This is a genomic window from Caulobacter sp. CCNWLW153 (assembly GCF_036889365.1).
Taxonomy (GTDB): domain Bacteria; phylum Pseudomonadota; class Alphaproteobacteria; order Caulobacterales; family Caulobacteraceae; genus Caulobacter; species Caulobacter radicis.
Genome location: NZ_JBAKFV010000004.1, coordinates 34,246 through 52,114 on the forward strand (window position 1 = coordinate 34,246; position 17,869 = coordinate 52,114).

General features: G+C 69.4%; 10 protein-coding genes. 6 read left to right on the plus strand and 4 right to left on the minus strand.

Annotated features, from left to right (window positions below):
- Window positions 1-162: 162 nt before the first annotated feature.
- From V6S85_RS07805 to V6S85_RS07815, 3 genes are read right to left on the minus strand one after another with little or no spacing between them, the layout of a single operon-like run.
- Window positions 163-3,300, minus strand: coding sequence for a sugar-binding domain-containing protein (locus V6S85_RS07805; protein ID WP_334348582.1), 3,138 nt, complete (start codon window positions 3,298-3,300; stop codon window positions 163-165).
- The gene (locus V6S85_RS07810) at window positions 3,297-5,948 is read right to left on the minus strand and encodes a glycoside hydrolase family 3 C-terminal domain-containing protein (RefSeq protein ID WP_334348583.1); all 2,652 of its coding nucleotides are present in this window, start codon (window positions 5,946-5,948) and stop codon (window positions 3,297-3,299) included. Before V6S85_RS07810 ends, V6S85_RS07805 begins: the two co-directional genes overlap by 4 nt.
- Window positions 5,948-6,292, minus strand: coding sequence for an HU family DNA-binding protein (locus V6S85_RS07815; protein ID WP_334348584.1), 345 nt, complete (start codon window positions 6,290-6,292; stop codon window positions 5,948-5,950). Before V6S85_RS07815 ends, V6S85_RS07810 begins: the two co-directional genes overlap by 1 nt.
- Window positions 6,293-6,591: 299 nt before the next feature.
- Between V6S85_RS07815 and V6S85_RS07820 the strand changes: the two genes are divergently transcribed.
- The 6 genes from V6S85_RS07820 to V6S85_RS07845 all read left to right on the plus strand — a co-directional run bounded on the left by V6S85_RS07820 (window position 6,592) and on the right by V6S85_RS07845 (window position 16,165).
- Complete coding sequence (locus V6S85_RS07820; protein ID WP_334348585.1) at window positions 6,592-7,182, plus strand: RNA polymerase sigma factor; 591 nt, start codon at window positions 6,592-6,594, stop codon at window positions 7,180-7,182.
- On the plus strand, window positions 7,160-8,125 hold the full coding sequence (locus V6S85_RS07825; protein WP_334348586.1) for a FecR family protein: 966 nt from the start codon (window positions 7,160-7,162) through the stop codon (window positions 8,123-8,125). The genes V6S85_RS07820 and V6S85_RS07825 overlap by 23 nt, the downstream gene beginning before the upstream one ends.
- 41 nt (window positions 8,126-8,166) lie before the next feature.
- Entirely contained in the window at window positions 8,167-11,178 is a 3,012-nt protein-coding gene (locus tag V6S85_RS07830; protein WP_334348587.1) for a TonB-dependent receptor, read from the plus strand.
- A 345-nt stretch (window positions 11,179-11,523) separates the two neighbouring features.
- The gene (locus V6S85_RS07835; protein WP_334348589.1) at window positions 11,524-13,110 is read left to right on the plus strand and encodes a flavin monoamine oxidase family protein; all 1,587 of its coding nucleotides are present in this window, start codon (window positions 11,524-11,526) and stop codon (window positions 13,108-13,110) included.
- Entirely contained in the window at window positions 13,107-13,583 is a 477-nt protein-coding gene (locus tag V6S85_RS07840; protein ID WP_334348590.1) for a Rid family hydrolase, read from the plus strand. Before V6S85_RS07835 ends, V6S85_RS07840 begins: the two co-directional genes overlap by 4 nt.
- Window positions 13,584-13,720: 137 nt before the next feature.
- Window positions 13,721-16,165: a TonB-dependent receptor plug domain-containing protein gene (locus tag V6S85_RS07845; protein WP_334348591.1), complete on the plus strand. Its 2,445-nt coding sequence runs from the start codon at window positions 13,721-13,723 to the stop codon at window positions 16,163-16,165.
- 41 nt (window positions 16,166-16,206) lie between these two features.
- Here the strand turns inward: V6S85_RS07845 and V6S85_RS07850 are convergent, their stop codons facing one another.
- Window positions 16,207-17,856 (minus strand): GH35 family beta-galactosidase, encoded by a 1,650-nt coding sequence (locus V6S85_RS07850; RefSeq protein WP_334348592.1) that lies wholly within the window; start codon window positions 17,854-17,856, stop codon window positions 16,207-16,209.
- Window positions 17,857-17,869: the final 13 nt, after the last annotated feature.

The window sequence follows — 17,869 nt, forward strand, 5'->3', positions numbered from 1 at the left end:
AATTGTTGATCGCGTCGCTTCGGACGCGTCGGCTTTGGCGCAAGCGTTCCCGTTCGCCGCGCCAGGGACGCGGCGGCGAGAAAGCCCGCACTGATCTCTTGGTCTTCACGGACGGCGGCAGGCCGCCATCAGGTCTCGGCTCTAGGCGCTAGACATCGTCGCTCACCCTCCTGGGCTCGTGATCGGATCGGCCGCCAGCCAGTCCAGCGCGTTGCTCAGCCAGCGCGCCTGGAGCGGGGCGACCATGTCGGGAAGGCGATGGACCAGCACCCGCGCCGCGCCCTTGCGCGCGATGAAGCTGGCCGCGCCGTTGTGGCGGTCGTGGTCGCGGCTGTAGGCGGCGATCACCTCGACGCCCTGCCCGTCCACCAGCAGGCCGTTCGACGGTTGCCCCTCGACCTGGTGCAGCACGCTCATGGCCATGTCGGACGGGATACCGGCGAAGGTCGGGTGGGACCGGACATAGTTCCAGTTGCCCATCCAAGGCGCCCGCAGGCCGCCGACCTGGCCGGCATAGGAGAAGAGACCAAGACCCGCGAGCTGCTTGGCCACGCCTTCGGCCAGGCCGTCTTCCTGCACCATGGCCAGCAGCGGCGCGCCAGCGACGACAGCCGCAAGCACGTCGGGCGATAGTTCGCCGAGCACCAGCTCGACCTTCTCGCCCTTCTTGGGCTGGGCCTCGAGACCCGTCTGCTCGCCAACCTCGCGGCGGACGATCTCGTCGGCCTTGAGGCCCGAGGCGACAATGCCGTCGTAACGGACGCCCGGTTTGAAGTCCTCGACCGTGATCCCCGGCTGCTTCTCAAGCCGGGTGCGCAGGCTTTTCGCAACGCCCGAGACAGCCAGCTTCAGCTTACGGCGCGCATTGCCCTGCGGCGCGGCGACCCAGACCTCGCGGTCGGAGATGACCTGGCTGGAGCCCGACAAGGCGACACGGATGACATGCCGCCCTTCCCGCTCGAAGACCGGCGCACGGACGCTCTCGGCGACCAGCCAGGACATGCGGTCGGCCTCGTGCGGCGGCGCCGGCCAGCGGCCCGCCGCCCGCGCCACGCCGTCCGGCCCGACGATGCTGAGCGCCAGTTCGCCGGCGATCGGCTTGCCGGTGTCGTTGAACAGCCAGAGATCCAACTCAGCCGCCTCGCCCGGCGCGTAGGCCAGCCTGCGGGGCTTGGCCACGGCCAGAGCGGGCCGCAGGCTCTGGCTCATCAGGGTCGGATCGGCCTTGAAGCCGCGCAGCGCGTCGACGATCCCGGAATGGTTCTCGATCGCCGTGCTCTCCCAGCCGGAGATGGCGGCGACGTCGACCGTCTCGCCCAGGCGGATGTTCTCCAGGTAGTTGCGCCAGGCCTCGTAGGCCTTGCGCCCCACCGACAGGAACAGCGCCTCGGTGGTCGGGAACGCTTTGCGGAAGCCCCAGCGATCCAGATAGGCGTTGGTGGCCTCGACGATGACCTTGTGGTCTTCCAGGTCGTAGCTCTTGCCGCCCTTGGCCAGGATTTCGGCGACCATGGCCACGTGGTTGTCGGCCACGGCGCAGCCCTGCATCTCGCCGAACTCGACGATGAAGGGCTTGCCCTTCTGCATGTGGATGTAGTCGTCCTTGGACGCGTAGAACCTGTCGTACCACTGGTCGCCGGCGCCCTGGTGCTCGACCCACCAGCCGCCCCATTCCTCGACGTCCGAACGGAAGTAGTGGTCGTTGTACGGCAGGTACATCGCCTGGGCCGCGCCGCGCTTGACGAAGCCGTCGTTGAGGATGACCGCCCGGCTGGGATCCAGGTCGTGCATGGCCTTCAGCACGACCTGCACGTCGGGATTGGCCAAGTTCGCGCCGATCTCGTTCTGCAACGTGTAGTGGGCCAGCGACGGGTGCGAACGGAAGGCCCGCACCATGGCCTGGCACTTCTCGACCATGAACCGGCGGCTGAAGGCGTCAGCGGGATTGAGGCTCTCGCCGGGCTTGAGATCGCGGCCGATGGCATGGCGCCCGCCGCCGGGCTCCATCACCCGCAGCAGGCCCATCTCGTCCATGGCCTGGAAGACCTCGGGCTTGCCGACGTTGCGGTGGAAATGCAGCGCGTTGAGGCCCAGCGCATGGGCTGCGCTGACCTCGCGACGGGCCAGCTCCTTGGTCGGCCACAGGCCGTTGAAGCCCCAATAGCCCCAGGAGATCGCCGAATAGAGCCGGATGCGACGGCCGTTCAGCCTCAGCAGGGCGTTGGTCCCGACACCCTCTACGCCGAACCAGCGGAAGCCGAAGCGCACCTCGCGCGTATCGATCTCGCGCCTGGCCTCCGCCCACGACAGGCGCAGGCGATGCAGACGCGGCGCATCGAGGTCCCAGAGGTCGGCCTTGGGCGCACTCACCGAGAATCGCGCCCGCAGACGACGGCCGCCTTCCAACGCTTCAAAGCCTTCAAGCTTGATGTCGGCGGCGACTGGCGCGCCCTGGTCGTCGACCAACGTGGCGGACGCCTTGGCGCGCAGGCTCCGCGGATCGGCGACCGGCTTTTCCAGCACCACGTCCATGAAGGCCGTGACGGTGCGTGGCTGCGGCGTGTTCAGCACCCAGGCGTCGTCGATGCGGGCGGCCAGCGGGTGGACGCTCAGCGTCAGGCCACGATCCAGGCCCCCGAAGCCGTGCGAGGCGAACAGCTTCACCTTGCCCCAGACCATGGTGGTGCTGTCGCGCCAGTCGAAGCGGCCCCCGGGGTTGGTGATGCGGATGGAAAGGCGGTTGGCCTGCCCCGGCTTCATCGCCGCCGTGAGGTCGCAGGCGAACGGCAGCTCCGACATGATCGAGTAGCCGACCAGGTGCTCGTTCAGGAACACCTCGGCCCGCAGCCGCGCGCCGCGCAGGTTCAGCAGGACGCGCTTGCCCTTGGCGCTGGCCGGAATGTCAATCGTCCGCGACCACCAGGAGACGCCCTTGTAGGCGCCGTAGCGTGGCACGTCGTCATCCTCGGCGTAGCGATACTCGTCAGGGCCATAGGGTCGCGAAGCGAACTTGCCCCAGAAGTGCTCCTCGACCGTGGTCGGCAGGCTGACGGCGATGGCCTCGGGAGACCCTAGCGCACTCCAGCCGCCGGTCGGCGGATTGATGGGCAGCGCCTTCAGGTCGACGGCGCTGGGCAGGTGCAGCGTATCGTCCTTCCAGGGCGCGGCCTGGTCGATCCAGAGGCTCCAGCCCTCGTCGGGCACGGCCATCAGGTCGGCGGCCGACGCAGGCGCGCTCATGCCGGTCGCGGCGAGCCCGGCGCCGCCGGCGGCCAGGAAGGAACGGCGGTCCAGCTTCACGGCAGCACCTTCCGGCCCAAGACGGCGAAGCGGACGGAAACCCCGGCGGGCTTGGCCAGGCCTGGACGCGACACTGGCTGGCCGCCGCCGATCCAGAGATCGACCGGCCCTGCCTCGACCGCGCGCACGCCGGCGGCGTCGACGACGCTGAGCGCCGCCGGATCAAGCTCGAAGGTCAGGGTCTTGGTCTCGCCCGCTTTCAAGGCCACGCGCTGAAAGCCCTTCAGCGAACGGATCGGCGCACCAGCCGCGCCACGCGAGACGTAGAGCTGGACGACCTCGTCGCCGTCGCGGGCGCCGGTGTTGGCGATATCGACGCTGACCTTCAGCGCCTCGCCGGCCTTTACCGAACGGGCGACCTTCAGTTGGCCGTACTTGAAGGTGGTGAAGCTCAAGCCATGGCCGAACGGATAAAGCGCCTCGCCGCCGAAGTAGCGGTAGGTGCGCCCCGCCATGCCGTAGTCCTTGAACGGCGGCAGTTGGTCGGCCGAGCGGTAGAAGGTCAGCGGCAGGCGGCCCGAGGGGCTGTAGTCGCCGGCGATCAGGCCGGCCACGGCATGGCCGCCCTCGCCGCCCGGATACCAGGCCTCGACGATGGCCGGCAGCTTCTCGTCCGCCCAGTTCACCGCCATGGCCGAGCCGTTCATCAGCACCAACACCACGGGCTTGCCGGTGGCGTGCAGGCCTTCCAGCAGGGTCTGCTGCGGCGCGGGCAGATCGATGCGGGTGCGGTCGCCGCCGGCGAAGCCCGGGGCGCGGACCGACATCTCCTCGCCCTCCAGCTTGGCGGTCAGGCCGCCGACGAACAGCACGAGGTCGGCATCCTTGGCGGCGGCGACCGCGGCCTCGGCGCCCTGGCTGGGCTTGCTCCAGGTCAGGCGCTGATCGCCCCGGTCGCCGTCCTGCCAGGCCTCGACCGTGATGGCGTGCGCCTGGCCGGCAGTGAGGGCCACAGCGCCCTCCGGCGTCGCGTCGGCCGGGCGATTCCAGGCGTCGACCACGACCTTGCCGTCAACGATCACCCGATAGCCGCCCTCGCCACGCAGCGAGAAGCGGTGGACGCCGGTCTCGGTCGGCTTCAGGAAGCCCGTCCAGCGCGTCGAGGCTTGGCGCTTCTCGCGATTGGGTCGCCCCCAGCTGACCTGGACATTGGCGGCGGTCTCGGCCTTGGCCTCGCCGGCCAACTCCAGGCCCTGGAAGGTCTCGAACTTCACACCCTTCGCGGCGCAGACCGCGTCGGCGCAGAGGACGTCACCCGGCAGGGTGTTCATCGGCGCGCCGACCAGGCCCGTACCCTCGACATAGCTCACCTGGGCGTCCGGGTAGCGCGCGCGGACCCCGGCCAGCACCGTCACCGGCCTGGACGGCGTGCCGTTGTAGTTGCCGACCAGGGCGTCGAGGCTGTCGGCGTTCGGGCCGATCACCGCGATACGCTTGGGCGCGGCCTTCAGCGGCAGCAGGCCGTCGTTCTTCAGCAGCACCATCGAGGCCTGCGCCGTCTTCAGCGACAGGGCGCGGTTAGCGGGCGTATCGTTGTCGGCTGGCGTGATCTTCGAATAGGCGACATTGGCCGGCGGGTCGAAGAGGCCCAGCTTGATGCGCGCCACGAAAAGGCGACGGACGGCCTGGTCGAGCTCGACCTCGGTCATCAGGCCGCTCTTCACCGCGTCGACGATCGGACCGATCTCCGAGCTCTTGTTGGCGCCGAACTCGGCGCAGATCAGGTCGGTGCCGGCCTTCAGGCTGACGGCCACGCCCTCGGCCGGAGTCTTGGCGTAGTTGTGCGAGGTCGGCAGGAAGACGTCGGCGATCGCCGCGCAGTCCGAGACCACGTGGCCCTTGAAGCCCCACTTGCCGCGCAGGGTCTCCTTCAGCAGGAAGTCGCTGGCGCAGGCCGGCACGCCGTCGACGGCGTTGTAGGCGCACATCACGGCCTCGACCTTGCCGCGCTTCACCAGCGCCTCGAAGGCCGGCAAGTAGGTGTCGGTCAGATCGTGCTTCGACGGATGGATGTCGTCGTGGTGGCGATCGGCCTCCGGACCGCTGTGCACCGCGAAGTGCTTGGCGGTGGCGGCGGTCTTGTAGTGCTTGGGATCGTCGCCTTGCAGGCCATGGACGAAGGCTACGCCGAACTCGGCGGTCAGGTGCGGGTCCTCGCCCCAGGTCTCCTGCCCCCGGCCCCAGCGCGGATCACGGAAGATGTTGATGTTGGGCGACCACACGGTCAGGCCGCGATACTGGCCGGAACTTCCGTCGGCCCCGCGCTTCTCGACGTACTTGGCGCGGAACTCGGTGGCGATGGTGTCGGCGACGTCCTGGATCAGCGGGACATCCCAGGTCGCCGCCATGCCGATGGCCTGCGGAAAGACCGTGGCCTCGCCGGCCCGGGCCACGCCGTGCAAGCCCTCGCTCCACCAGTTGAAGGCGGGCACGCCAAGACGCGGAACACCTGGCGCGGCGTGCTTCAACTGGCCGGCCTTCTCCTCCAGCGTCATGCGCGAGACCAGATCGGCGGCGCGCGCCTCGGGCGAAAGGCCGACGTCATGAAAGGCGTCGGCACGCGCCATCGCGACGGCGGGGGCGGTCGCCATCGACAGCGCCAGGAGGGAAACCACGCCGAAGCGACGGCTGCGGACGGATACGCTCATCAGACATCGCCTTGGGAAGAATTCAGGTCGCGCAGCAGCTTGCGGTCAGGCCGGTAGACGACGGCGCGTTCGCCGCCGAGGTCGGCGCGGACGCCGTTCATCGGATTGACGAGGCCGTAGCGGCGCTTGTCACGGATTTCGAAACGCCCGACGCCCGGCAGGTCGACGACCTTTCCTTCAAGCAGGGCTTCACGGATCTGGCGGCAGAGAGAGCGGGTCAGCATGTCGCCGACATCCGCCTGGAAGGCGCGGGCGATATCGAAGACGGGCTCTTCGGCGGGCCGTTCGTCGCCTGAGGACCGGCCATGCGATGCAGCGCCCGAGTCGCGCGCGGAACTGTTCATTGAACCGCCTCCCCTTCCCATGCTGCGGCCTTGTCGACCGTCTCACCCGGATAGCCACCGGTGTCATAATTGAAATAAGCATGTCGCAATCGGCGCGAAAAGAGAAAAAGGTACCGGTAACTTAAATAAATGCGGAGATTTTCTCCGCTTTTCTTTCCGACACTGAACGACGTCCAGCGAGCTGCGATCCGCACAAGAAAACGACCGCTGATCCATAATTTTTCGCCGTCCATTGATCGGGCGGACTTTCACCAGCATCGTCGCGCCAACCGGCGAGACCGGATGTTTGGGGAGACCTCGTGTCGACGGCGGAGCGGCCAGAAGCTCGCAATGACGAGCTGTGGAAAGACCGATCGGCTTATCGGCGCGCCTATGCCCAGGACTGGGGCGACCTGTGCGCCTTCCTGCGCGCGCGGTTCGGGGCGGGCCCGCCCGATCCCGAGGACGTCGCCCAACAGGCTTTCCTCAAGCTCGGGGAACGGCCGTCGGACCGTTCGCTGGAAAGCCCGCGTGCCTTCGTCTTCCGCGTCGCCATCAACCTGACGCTCGACGGTCGTCGGCGTCGCCAGCGCACCGCCCGCCTGCTGGACGCCTCCGCGCCGGCGCTGGAGCCGGACGACGCCCCGGATGTGGAAAGGGCCTTGATCGCGCGCGACGACCTGAAGCTGCTGGAAAAGGTGGTGGCGGGGCTGCCGGACCGGCATCGCCGCTATCTGGCGGCCAGCCGCATCGAAGGCCTCAGCTTCGCCGAGATCGGCCGCAGAGAGGGCGTCTCGGAAGCCCTGGTCCGCAAGACCATCGACGAAACCACCGCCGTCTGCCAGCGCGCCCTGGCGCGCGGCGTTATCGACTACAGGGGCCTGTCGCGTGAACGCAACCGTCGATCCTGACTCGCCGATCGGGCGGGAAGCCCGGGCCTGGGCCCTGGCGGTGTCGGGCGAGCCGTTCCCGCCGGAGCGCTCGGCCGATCTGCGCCGCTGGCTCGACGCCGATCCGGCGCATGCGCGCGCCTATGAAGAAGCCGAGGCCGTGCTGCTGGCGTTGAGCGAACTGCAATCCCTGGCGCACCCCGCGCTCCAGCCGCGTCGCAAGCCCCTCGCCCGTCCGGCCGCCTGGATCGGCGGAGTGACAGCGCTGGCCGCCTGCGTGCTCGCCGCCGTGTTCATCGCCCAACCTCCCGCCGCGCTTGAGACCGGCGCGCAACCGCGTCAGGTCGACCTCAGGGACGGCAGCACGGCCGTCCTTGCGCCGGGCAGCCGCCTGGTTCCAGCTTCGCGCTGGAACGACCGCCGCTATGTCCTGGAACGGGGCGAGGCCTTCTTCTCCGTCCGCAAGGCCGAGGGTCGCCGCTTCCAGGTCGAGGTTGGCGAGACGGAGATCGAGGTGCTGGGCACGCGCTTCGACGCGCGCACCAGCGCCAGCGGCCAGGTCCGCGTGGCGGTCGAGGAAGGCCGGGTGGCCGTCTATCAGGGCGAGGCGCGCAAGGAAGTCGCCAGGCTGGCGGCCGGCGACTATGTGCTGGTCGAGAACGGCCGCGCCCAGGGCGGCCGTCTGCCCGCCCCGACCGAAGCCGCCGCCTGGCGCGCCGGACGCCTGGCCTATGCCGACGCGCCCCTGGGCGACGTGGTGGCCGACCTGGTCGCGCGGGGTCATGCCGGACTACAGGTCACGCCCCGCGCCGCCGCCCTCCGGATCACCGCCAGTTTCCAGCTCGACCAGGCCGACCGGTTCATCGCCAGCCTGCCCGAGATCCTGCCGGTCAGCGTTCGCTCCTCCGGCGGCCAGCGGACAATCGACGTCCGTCCCGGAACCACCTCCTCGCCGCCGAGATGAAGGCTGCTCCCGCGATCGGGGCGATGGCGGCGGGTTGGTTCATGGCCGCCCCCGTCCTGGCGGCGACGCCCGAACGATCCTTCGCCTTCGACCAGCCGGCCCAGCCCCTGGCCACGGCCCTGCTGTCGGTGTCGGCGCGCACCGGCGCGGTGATCGCCGCCCCCTCGGCCCTGACCGCCGGCCGCCGCGCGCCGGGCCTGTCGGGATCGATGTCGTTGAACCAGGCCTTGAGAGCGCTTCTGGCGAGTTCGGACCTGGATTTCTCGATCTCGTCCTCCGGCGTCGTGACCTTGAAGCGCCGCACCCAAGCGATCACGACCGCACCGTCCTCGCCAGTTCGCCCCAGCGCTCTCCAATCCGAAGAACCGACCCTGGTCACGCCGATCAGCGTGCTGGCCCGCCCCTTGGCCGAGCCCGCCACCGAACAGGCGCGAGACGCCCCGGCCCAGGTCGACGTCCTGCTGGAGGAGCAGCTTCGCGGCGCCGGCGCGCTGGGCCTCGGCGACGCCCTGCGGCAGATGCCGGGGGTGGCCGCCGGCCCCGAGGCCGGCGAGGCGCGCCAGATCGCCGTCCGGGGCGTGGGCGGCCGCTTCACGCGCGTGCGGGTCAACGGCATGGAGACCCTGGCCACCTTCGGCGCCAGCAACGCCGTCGGCGGCACCAATCGCGGCCGGGCCTTCGACTACAACATCTTCGCCGCCGACCTGTTCAAGCAGGTGAGGCTGCAGAAGACCGCCTCGGCCGACATCGACGAAGGGTCTCTCGGCGCAACGATCGACATGCGCACCCGCTCGCCGCTGGAGCTGCCGCGCCGCCACGCGGTGTTCATCGTCGAGGCCGGCTACCAGACCCTGTCGCGCGAAGCCCGACCCAGGGTCTCGGCGGTTCTGTCGCGGAGCGACGCCGCGGGCCGATTGGGGGTCTTGGTCTCGGCCGCCTATTCCGGGCGCTCGGTGGTCGAGGCCGGCGCCAGCGCCGGCCAGTGGGAGACCGGCTTCGCCGTCGCGCCCGGTTTCGGGTCCGCCGCCGCGCCGCTCGACCTCGCCGCCGTCAACGCCGCCCTGCACGCCCGCATTCCCCGGCTCGAACTGATGGAGATCGACCAGGAGCGCGTGGGCCTGACCGGCTCCCTGGAGTGGCGGCCGGACGACGCCACCCGCATCGCGCTGGACACGATCTATGCCGAGCTGCGCTCCAGCCGTCGCGAGAATCTGCTGGAGAGCTTCACCTTCCGCACGCCCGGCGCCTGCGCCGCGCCGCCCGATCCGCGTTGCGGCATCAACGCCGTGGCTGTCACCGCAGCGGATATCGCCCTGTTCGGCGGCCGCAAGCCGGTGCTGATCGCCGGCCGCTTCGACAATGTCGACGTGCGCTCCGAGGCCCGTCGCGACGAGCTGAACACCATCTTCCGCCAGACCACCCTGGCGGCGACGCACCGGTTTCGCGAGGGTCTGGAAGGCCGGCTGTTGGCCGGCTTCAGCCGATCGGACTTCAGCAATCCGGTGCAGCAGACGCTCTATCTGGAGCAGTTCGACGTCGACGGCTTCGCCTACGACTTCTCGGACAAGAGGCGTCCGGCGCTGGACTTCGGCAACGCCGCCCTGGCCACGCCCGGCGCCTGGACGATCAGCGAGTTCCGATCCGACCCCAACTGGGTCGACAACAGCTATCGGTCGCTGGCGCTGGACCTCGAAAACCGCTCCGGCCCGGTGGATTGGCGCGTCGGCCTGCTGGCCAAGACCTACCGCAACGTCGGCTCGGCCCGGATGCGGTCAGACGGCGGGATCGGCAACATCAACGCCGAGCTTCCGGCCGGCCTGCGCGCGCTGTCCCTGGTCGACTATGTCCGCCTCGTGGGCCAGGGCGTCGACTTCGGCGTCGTCGGCGCCCCCGCGCAATGGCTGGCGATCGACACCCGGGCGGCGCTCGCGGCGGCCTGTGCGACAGGTAGATGTCCAGGCTTCGAACTCGGCCCGGGGCCCGTCGCGGGCCTGAACTACGATGTCACCGAACGCTCCGACGCGGCCTTCCTGCAACTGGCCCTGCCCCGCTCTTTTTCGCGCCGCTTCTGGGGGGAAGCGGGCGTGCGGATGATCCGCACCAAGGTCGACGCGGCCGGTCTCGACGTCGGCGCCGACGCCGTTGCGCGCTGGACCAGCGCCGCCAACGATTACTGGTCCACCCTGCCGTCGCTGAACCTGGCCTGGAGCCTGTCGCCCGACATCGTCGTGCGCCTCGGCGCGGCGAGAGTGATGGTGCGGCCCGACCTGATCAGCCTGCGGCCTGGCGTCAGTGTCTCGACCACCGGCGCCAAGTCGGTCTCGTCGGGCAATCCGGACCTGCGCCCCACGCGCGCCGACGCCTTTGATCTCTCCATCGACTGGCGACCACGCCAGGGCGTGCAGGTCTCGGCCGCCGTCTATCGCAAGACCATCGCCACCACCGTGCAGGGCACGAGCACCCGCCCCGCCCCGTTCTCGACCAATCCGTTCGGACTGCCCGACAGCGTCGCGCTCGAGGCCTGCGGGGCAGCGCCGGACTGCTCGCCCGGCCTGCCGATCTGGCAGTTCTCGCGTCCGATCAATTCCGGTCCAGGTCGGTTGACGGGCGCGGAGGTCTCGTTCCGCGCCCCGCTTGGCGAAAGCTGGAGCTTCCAGGGCGCGGCGGCCTACACGCGCACCGTGGTGAGGTTGCTCGACCATAGCGGCGCCTGGGTTGACATGCAGGACGCCCTGGGCGCGCCGCGCGTGGCGGCCAATATCGGCCTCGCCTACCAGCGCCGTGGACTGGAAGCGCGCGCCGCGCTCAGCCATCGCAGCCGCTATCTCGCCACCATCCCCGCTCCCAACGGCGGCGACGTCGACGGGGTGGATCCGCTGACCACGCTGGACGTCGCCGCCCGGCTCACGCTGTCGCCACGCCTGACCCTGACGGCCGAGGCCGCCAACCTGACTGACGCCTATCAGCGCCAGTTCAGCGACCGGACGCTCATTCCGACCTATCGCCACCACACCGGCCGAGAGTTCCGGCTGGGCCTGCGCTGGGCGATGTAGCCGCCGCGCTCATCGGCGCCGATGACGGCCGCTCAACCACCCACGCCTCATCAAGAGATGCAGAATTACTCATAAGGCCGCGCAAGTGCGATACGGCATGCGCAGGCAATCTGATTAGTCATCAAATTCAATGCACAAACAATTTCAGACGCAACGCTGAAAGCCGATCCTCAAGCGAACGTAGTTTTTCTGAATACCAGAACAACCGAGACGGCAGCCGAATACCACTCGGAGGCGACGCAGCGCGCCGCTCTCCTTCTTTGGCGACTTCCCCGCGTTCACCTGGGCCGCCGCTTCGGCGGCGGCCGCTTCTTGGGGAGGTTCTAGTTCGGGGCGTTCTCAATCTTGGTCAGCCGTCGCTCGTTCATCACCCGCGCCTTCGCTCTTGGAGGCTTCGCAGCCGGCTACGCGGCCCTCCAGGGCCTGGGCCTGACATCGACGGCCTTCGCCCAGGACGCGCCTGACCTGCCGAAGGATTTCGGCAAGGGCCGCTCGGTGGTCGTCCTCGGCGCCGGGATCGCCGGCCTGGTCGCCGCCTACGAACTCGAACGCGCCGGCTTTTCCGTCACCGTGGTCGAGGCCCGTGATCGGGTCGGCGGCCGCAACTGGACCATCCGCGGCGGCGACCGCGTAGACACGCTGGAGCGTCCCACCCAGACCGCCGCCTTCTCGCCCGGCCTCTATTTCAACGCCGGCCCCGCCCGCCTGCCCAGCCACCACCAGGGCGCCCTGTCCTACGCCAAGGCCCTGAACGTGCCGCTGGAGGTGGAGGTCAATTCCAGCCGCAGCAGCCTCCTGCAGTCGGACGCGGCGTTCGGCGGCAGGCCGATCCAGCAGCGCCAGGCGATCAACGACCTGCGCGGCGGCCTTTCCGAGTTGCTGGCCAAGGCCACGCGCGGCGGGGGTCTGGACCAGGAGCTCACCGGCTCCGACAAGGAGCGGCTGCTGGCCTTCCTGAAGACCTACGGCGACCTCGACGCCGGCGGCGCCTACAGGGGGTCGGAGCGGTCCGGCTATGTCACCGCGCCCGGCGCGGCCGACCAGCGCGGCGTGGCGCGGTCGCCGCTGGCCCTGCGCGAACTGCTGTCCGACGAGACCCTGCCCTATGCCCTGTTCGAGGAGAACATCCTCATGCAGGCGACCATGCTGGAGCCCGCCGGCGGCATGGACGCCATCCCCAAGGCCCTGGCCAAGGCGCTCAAGGGACCGCTGCTGCTCGGCGCCGAGGTTACGGCCTTCCGCCAGTCGCCGCAGGTGGCCGAGGTCGCCATCCGCGATCGCAGGAGCGGCGCCTCGCGCAAGCTGACCGCCGACTACCTGGTCGTCACCGTTCCCCTGCCGATCCTGGCCAAGGTCGCCAACGACCTGCCGGGCGAGGTCCAGGCCGCCATCGCCGGCGCGCGCTACGACAACGCCACCAAGGTAGCCTTCGACGCGCCACGCTTCTGGGAGGCCGAGCAGATCTATGGCGGCCTGTCGTTCGTGGGCGGCGAGACGACGCTGGTCTGGTACCCCAGCGGCGGCTTCCACCAGCCGCGCGGCCTGCTGGTCGGCGCCTACACCGTGGGCGCGGCGGCCCGGACTTTCCAGGCGCGAAGCTTCGACGAGCAGGTCGCGCTCACCCGCGCCGCGATCGACAAGCTGCATCCCGGCAAGGGCCGCGAGCTTTCGGCGCCGCTGGTGATCGACTGGAACCGCCAGGCCTTCAACCTCGGCCCCTGGATCCATTGGGAAGGCGACGGCAACGACCCGGCCGCCTACCGCCTGCTGAACCAGCCGCAGGGCCGGATCTTCCTGTCCGGCGCCCACCTCTCGCAACTGCCCAGCTGGCAGGAGGGCGGCGTCGCCGCTGCTCGCCGCACCGTCGGCCTGATCGCCCAGCGCGTCCGATCCGACCGCCTCACCCTTTCCCGAACGGAGACCCGTCCATGATCCGCAAGCTCGCCTTCGCTCTTGTTCTGACCGCCGCCTTCACGGCGGGCTCGGCAAGCGCGGCCGAAATCCGCCGCGCGCCATCGTCCGGCGCGATCGCCATCACCCCGTCCGTGGCCGTCCCGGCTGGGACCGAACTCGTCTTCCTCAGCGGCGCCCTGCCCACCATCGCCGACAAGGCCAAACCCGGCACGACCGAGGAACAGACCCGCTCGGTGCTGTCCAAGCTGGAAGCGGCCCTGAAGGCCGAGGGCCTTGGCCATGGCGACGTGGTCAAGGCCACAGTCTTCCTGGTCGGCGATCCGGCCAAGGGCGGCGAGATCGACTTCGCGGGCCTGAACAAGGCCTGGGCCGAAGCCTTCGGCACGACCGCCCAGCCCAACAAGCCCGCCCGCAGCACGGTGAAGGTGGCGGGCCTCGTCCTGCCCGGCGCCCTGGTCGAGATCGAATTCGTCGCCGCCAAGACCCGCTGACGGGCATCCAGCGACACCCAATCTGAGCGTGGCGGCCAACCCAGTTCGGCCGTCACGCCCGAGAACCGCCGCGCGACGGGGCCGCTTCCCAGGCCGATCGCCCATCCCAACAATCTGAACTTTCATCGGGGGATAGGATGAAAACCCAAATTCTGGGCGCGTCGACGCTCGCCTTGACGACGGCCCTGTGGGGCGGGGCCGCGCTCGCCGATCCGACGCCGGAACCGGCTGCGCCGGACGTCGCCTCGGTCGAGGCCGTGATCGTCACCGGCACCCGCCAGAGCGGGGTCCGGGCCGTCGACAGCGCCGCGCCCGTGCAGGTGATCGGCGACGAGGCCCTGGCGCGCACAGGCCAGTCCGACCTGCGCCTCGCCATCAGCAACCTTGTGCCGTCGTTCACGGCCCAGGCCTTCGGCGGCGACGCGGCCAACCTGACCCTGTCGGCACGCCTGCGCGGGGTCAGCGCCAACCAGACCCTGGTGCTGATCAACGGCAAACGCCGCCACGGCACGGCCAACCTCGCCGTGCTGGCCGGGGCCTACCAGGGCTCGGCGGCGGCCGATCTCAACTTCATTCCCACCGCCGCGATCGCTCGCATCGAGGTGCTGACCGACGGCGCGGCCGCCCAGTACGGCACCGACGCCATCGCCGGCGTCATCAACATTATCCTGAAAGACGACGACCACGGCGGCAGCGCCTCGGCCACCGGCGGCGCCTACTACGAAAGCGACGGCGAGACCTACAGCCTGTCGGCCAACGCCGGCTTCGCGCCGGCGCCTGGCGCCTACGTCAACGTCACGCTGGAGAACCGCTTCCACGACTTCAGCTTCCGCGGCGCGCCGGACGCGCGGATCATCGCCCCCGCCGCCGTCGCGGCCAATCCGAGTTGGCCGACCGCCCTGCCCGGCTATCCCTACTTGAACCGCATCGCCGGCGACGCCCGCTACCAGATCACCGCCGGCACGCTATCGGCCGGCTGGAAAGCCAGCGACCAGCTCGAGGTCTACAGCTTCGGCACCTACGGCGTGAAGAAGGCCACGGCCTACGAGAACTACCGCCTGCCCAACCGGCTGCCGGCGATCTACCCCAAGGGCTTCAGCCCGATGCTGGAGACGCTGGAGACCGACTACGCCCTGACCGGCGGGATCAAGGGCCAGGCCCTCGGCGGCTGGCGCTACGACCTCTCCAGCACCTACGGCCGCGACGACCACGAGGTGCGGGTGCGCAAGTCGGCCAACCTGCAACTCTATGCCGACACCGGCGCCACCCCGACCGAGTTCCACGCCGGCGATTTCATCTCCACCCAGTGGACCAACAATCTCGACGTCAGCCGCGAGTTCGAGGTCGGCTGGGCCTCGCCCCTGACCCTCGCGCTGGGCGCCGAGCAGCGCAACGAGAGCTACGAGATCAAGGCCGGCGACGCGGCCGCGCGCTACAAGTCCGGCTCGCAGTCCTATCCGGGCTTCGCGCTCACCGACGCCGGCAAGCACAAGCGCGACAGCTGGGCGGTCTATGCCGACCTCGCCGCCTCGCCGATCGAGGACCTGAAGCTCGATTTCGCCGTCCGCCACGAGGACTTCAGCGACTTCGGCTCGGCCGACATCGCCAAGCTGACCGGCCGCTACGACTTCACGCCGGCCTTCGCGGTGCGCGGCACGGTCAGCAGCGGCTTCCGCGCGCCGACCCTGGCCGAGCTCTACTATTCGGCCACCAACGTCTCGCCGACCACCGCCTTCGTGCAACTGCCGCCGGGCTCGGCCGGCGCCAAACTATTGGGCCTGGACGGGCTGGATCCGGAGAAGTCGACCAATCTCAGCCTCGGCATCGTGGCCGCGCCCCTGCCGCGCGTCTCGCTGACCATCGACGCCTATCAGATCAAGATCGAGGACCGCATCGTCGGCAGCGGCGCGCTCTACGGCAAGATCGGCGGCACGGTGGTCAATGCGGCGATCACCAACGCCATCACCGCCAACGGCAACGTGCTCGACCCCACCGTGGGCACCACCGGCATCAACCTGTTCTCCAACGGCCTGGACACCCGCACGCGCGGCGTCGAGATCCTGGCTACCACCTGGACCGATCTGGGAGACTTCGGGAAGATCGACTGGACCCTGGGCGTCAACGTCAACCAGACCAAGGTCACCCGCATCGCCGCCCCGCCCTCGGGCCTGGGCAGCGCCGTGCTCTACGACCGGGCGGCCATCGCTTTCCTCGAACACGCCTCGCCGCGCTACAAGGCCAATCTGACGGCTGTCTACGCCAAGGACCGCTGGACGGTGAGCCTGACCAACACGGTGTACGGCCAGGCCTGGGCCTACACCAACGTCAACGGGACCTACTTCAAGGACCGCATCAAGACGCACCTGATTACCGACCTGGAACTGACCTACGGGGTCACCGATGCGGTGAAGGCGTCGATCGGCGCCAACAACCTGTTCGACATCTATCCGGAGAACCTGAACCCGGCGGGCACGGCCGCCTCGATCGCGGCCGGCAATCCGGGCGTGGCGCTCTATCCCAGCTTCTCGCCGTTCGGGATCAACGGTGGCTACTACTACGCCCGCGTGACCTACAGCTTCTGACGGCGCGGGACCTCCGGGGTCGCCCGGAGGTCCCGTCCTGGTCAGCGATAGCGATAGAACTTCACCCGCTGGATCTGGAACTGGTCGGGCGACAGGCGGATGTGCCGACCCTGGTGAGTCTGGTCGCCGTTGAGCAAGCGGCCGGGGACCCAGCGTCCCTGGGCGTCAAACACGCCCTCCTCGGCCTTGTCTATCCCGGCCAGCGATGGCCCCTCGCCAGCCCCGGCGAAGGTGACGACGATGCCGCGACCGGCGATCAGATACTCCTCGGGACCGGTCTGGATGATCAGCCCCCCATGGGTCGCCGGCTTCTGCGAGGCCTTGGGCGTCCAGGGATCGATGAAGCCGACCTCGAAGCGATAGTCGCCCATCACCTGGCTGACCGGCGCGTCCTGCACGGTTCCGTCCTCCAGCACGCGGGGCTTGAAGCCGGCCATGGCGCCCTTGCCCTGGGCGTTCAGCAGGGCCGGCGTCAGTTGGCGCAGGACGTCGTAGGCGTCGGCGATCGCCTTGTGCTCCTCGGCGTTGACGCTCTCGATGGCGAAGGGCGAGAAGCCCAGCGCATCGAGCTTGCCGAAGGCGTAGAAGGCGTTGGCCGGGGTTTCCGGGGCGCTGGCGTTGTTGGCCTCGGGCACGAACAGCGCGTTGTCGGGCCGCACGAACCGCGCGGCCAGGTCATTGAAGTTCGGGAAGTAGATGTCGGGCGACAGCAGGTCCAGGCTGGGCGCGCCAGCCTTCCAGACATCGAGCAGGTGCGGCAGAGGCCCGCCGCTCGGGTACTCGCCAGGCTTCTTGCCCGTGCGGTTCAGCGCGGCGTTGACGTACATCGGCAGCGGATAGGCCGCCTTGCCGGCCGCGGTCACGGCTTCGGTATAGCGGGCATAGGACCAAGCGGTGAACACCTCCTGCCCGGCCTCGTCGGCGCCGAACACCGCGGCCCAGGTTCCCTTGTCCTTGCTTCCGTTGCGCTTCCAGAGGTCGCGCAGCTCCGGCTCGATCGCCTCGCCGCCAGCTTTCAACTTCTGGATCAGCGCCGGCGGAACCTGGCCGGCATAGGCCGCATCGGGGGCGGCGCCATGCTCCCGGGCCGAGGGCAGCATGCCGATCTCGTTCTCGACCTGGACCATCAGGACGGTGTTCCGCTCGCCGTCGACCTTCTTCAGATGGGCCAGCAGCGCGGCATAGGCCTTGGCGTCGGCGGCGCGGGTGTTGTCAGAGAAGGCCGACAGGATCTCGACCGTCGAACCGTCCCGCGCCCTCACGCGCGGAAACCGCGTCTGGTCGCGCTTCACCCAGGCCGGGACGTAGGTCGACATGCTGTTCTTCCAGGCCCCAAACCACAACAGGACGAGCTTCATGTCCTGGGCGCGGGCGTCGGCCAGCAGGTCGTCGACGCTGGAGAAGTCGTAGACGCCCTCCTTCGGTTCGATCAGCTCCCACGAGACAGGCGCCAGTACGGTGTTGAGGTTCATCGCCTTCAGGCGCGGCCAGTGCCTGGCCATGTAGGCGCGGCTGGAGGCGCTGGAATTGCCCAGCTCTCCCCCCAGGATCAGCATCGGCTTGCCGTCGACGACCAGCCGGGCCGAGGTTCCGTGCTTCTCGAGACGCGGGATCTCCGCCGCCGCCACGCTGGCCGTCAGCAAGGCGGCCATCGCGACGCTCGCACCGAGCCAGGCGCCGAAACCTCTCATCGAAAAACCTCCC